Raw genomic sequence first — 1,891 nt, forward strand, 5'->3', positions numbered from 1 at the left:
GTGTCAGAAAGGACTGGCGATGCAGGATGCGCTGATGGTAGCACTTCCGGCTGGGCTTGGCGGTGGCTTACTGGCGGCGGCCACCCCGGAGATCGCGGTGGCGGCCCAGGCAGCAATCCAGTCATGTGCTGGTAATGTTGTACTGTGTCTGAATAATGCAGGTATCCAGGTATCCGAAGCTATCGTGCCGGGAGGTGTTGGGGCCGGTGGTGCAGTGGGTATCGGTAAGACAGCGGCAGAGGCTACGGCGGCGAAAGCTGAAGCTGCGGCGGCTAATGTGGCGAAGAATGGTCAGACAATCAATAATTCCAGTTCTTTAAATGTTGCCGAACAGATAGGAATACTACGTGATGCAGCCAAAGGTAATAAAGGATACTTTGGTTTAGGAAAGGCCACTGCTAATGAAGCTAATGTATTAGGAGAAGCATGGGTCGGGCCGGGTTACAGAATATCTAAAGACGGAACATCATGGGTAAGTGCTGATGGCTTAAGAGTTTATCGACCACCTTCAGCTAAACCAAATAGCACGTATGCCACAACAGGTGTACAGGCTAACTTTGAACAAAAGTTAACACCTGGCGGGCGACCAATTAGCAATGGACATTTGGATATAACTAAATGAAAGCCTTATTAAAAGAACTGCGTTCTTTGGAAATAGAAGATGATTTAAATAGTTATTGGCCTGAAAGCCCCGAGTCTTTTGGAAGCTGGATTAGAGCAATGATTGGACCTGATAATGAAGAGGGTGCTGAGTATTTTGACATGCTAATTTGTACTCCAAAATGGTTGCAGGGTGAACTCGTAAAAAATGATGTTCTTTTAGGAAAAGGAATGATCATTATGGATGAATACGACTACGATAAAATCCGGGCCTTTATAGAAAAACAAATTACTGCTTGCCATGCAGATAACTGGTCCAGCATAGCTGAAAAGCTAAGTCGTATTAGTTTTTGGGAATATGAAGATTATCAGTTTTATCCATCTCGGTAGAGTTAATCCCGGCCACCGAGCCGGGATCTTTTTACCTGTCACTCAGCAGGCCGGATCACAATCTGTCCCTGCTCCACGGCCACGGTAACCGGCGTGTTGGTCCCGAATCCTGCCTCTGCCAGCCAGTCACCCTTAAGGTGCAGGCTGGGCGAGCGGCTGTAATACGTGGTCATACCGGTAGCCCGCTTAATATGCTGGATACTGACGTAGCCGACTTTATAGCGGCGTAATCCTTTGGAAATCCTCACATCTGGCTTAGTATCGTGTTCAGCCATGATCAACTCCTGCTTAGTTGGTTGTGGTGAGCGGGGTTGAGGTGCTCGTAACACCTCAACCCCGCGCTAAAAACTAATCAACCGGGCGTACAGCCGTCTCCACCCGGTTCTTCACTATTACGGCATCAATCAACTTAATCACCGTCTCCTGCTCTTCGGGCTGGCACTGAGCCAGCGCCCGGAAGCGCTCCATCAGTCGCGTGTTACTAATCTGTGGCTGCTCGTTGTGTGAGCCAAGCAAAAGATAATCAATCGTCACGCTAAACAACTCAGCCAGAAGAATAAGCTTCTCTGCCGGGGGAATATGCATTCCGGACTCATACTTGTTGTACTGCGATAGTTGCAATCCAATCAGCCCGGCGACTTCCTTCTGTGTTCGCCGTTGCTGGTTACGCAACTCTTTAAGTCGTTTACCAAAAGCCCGCCGTTGCTCTTCGGTCTGCATAAGCTCATCTGTCATGTCAGTCATAAGATGCTCCAAGTATACGGGGTACTCTAAAAACGACTTGCCATATTATCGTATTGCGAATATATAATGACTCGAATTACGAATCAAAGAAAATCTTGACAGGTTTTTAAGAGAGGCAGCGTTATGGCAAGGATAACCCCGGCAGAGCTTGAGCAGC

At 48.1% G+C, this 1,891-nt stretch carries 3 protein-coding genes and 1 pseudogene; 2 read left to right on the plus strand and 2 right to left on the minus strand.

The annotated features are described in order from the left end of the window. Positions 1 to 622: pseudogene (locus tag JJB97_RS17795) on the plus strand (hypothetical protein); the annotation flags it as partial. After that, the gene (locus JJB97_RS17800; RefSeq protein ID WP_238715412.1) at positions 619 to 990 is read left to right on the plus strand and encodes an immunity 8 family protein; all 372 of its coding nucleotides are present in this window, start codon (positions 619 to 621) and stop codon (positions 988 to 990) included. The pseudogene JJB97_RS17795 and the gene JJB97_RS17800, both read left to right, overlap by 4 nt. 38 nt (positions 991 to 1,028) lie before the next feature. Here the strand turns inward: JJB97_RS17800 and JJB97_RS17805 are convergent, their stop codons facing one another. Together JJB97_RS17805 and JJB97_RS17810 are read right to left on the minus strand one after the other, a co-directional pair. Beyond that, on the minus strand, positions 1,029 to 1,265 hold the full coding sequence (locus tag JJB97_RS17805) for a SymE family type I addiction module toxin (protein WP_238715413.1): 237 nt from the start codon (positions 1,263 to 1,265) through the stop codon (positions 1,029 to 1,031). 73 nt (positions 1,266 to 1,338) lie between these two features. Beyond that, the gene (locus JJB97_RS17810; RefSeq protein ID WP_238715414.1) at positions 1,339 to 1,734 is read right to left on the minus strand and encodes a helix-turn-helix domain-containing protein; all 396 of its coding nucleotides are present in this window, start codon (positions 1,732 to 1,734) and stop codon (positions 1,339 to 1,341) included. Positions 1,735 to 1,891 lie beyond the last annotated feature (157 nt).

The organism is Tenebrionibacter intestinalis (genome assembly GCF_016632365.1).
GTDB lineage: Bacteria > Pseudomonadota > Gammaproteobacteria > Enterobacterales > Enterobacteriaceae > Tenebrionibacter > Tenebrionibacter intestinalis.